At 35.0% G+C, this 460-nt stretch carries 1 protein-coding gene; it reads left to right on the forward strand.

The genetic code is table 11. The features are described from left to right. Positions 1-460 (forward strand): ABC transporter transmembrane domain-containing protein (locus KDK95_RS38910; RefSeq protein ID WP_249162346.1); only part of this gene is annotated, 460 nt, incomplete at both ends.

Consider the following 460-nt stretch of genomic DNA (forward strand, 5'->3'; position numbering starts at 1 on the left):
CTATTTTATTAAGTATTTAAAGCCATATAAAAAGGGCATTGCTATTGTAATTATCTTATCTTTGCTATCAAGTGGTGCCCAGGTTATTGCTCCTACTTTTTTAGGTTGTGCTGTAACTGATTTGACGAAATATTTATCTGACTTAAAGAAAGGTACGGCTAGCTTAAACACCTTCTATAGTGCGTTATGGTCAATGCTGCTATTTTACGTATTAAGTCAGGTGGCAATTTTTATTGCTTGGATGGTGATGTCCAAGTTTAATGCAGATTCAACTAACGATATGCGTGAAAATTTATTTGCTAAGTTTCAACGCATGTTAGTGCGCTACTTTGACACGCACCAAGATGGTAAGTTACTTTCCTTATTTACTTCCGACTTGGATAATATTTTTAACGCAATGAACAACGCAATCTTTGAGATTATTTCTCAGGGAATAATGTTCATCGGTACGATTGTGATC

The organism is Actinospica acidithermotolerans (assembly GCF_018139625.1).
GTDB classification, from domain to species: Bacteria; Actinomycetota; Actinomycetes; order Streptomycetales; family Catenulisporaceae; genus Actinospica; species Actinospica acidithermotolerans.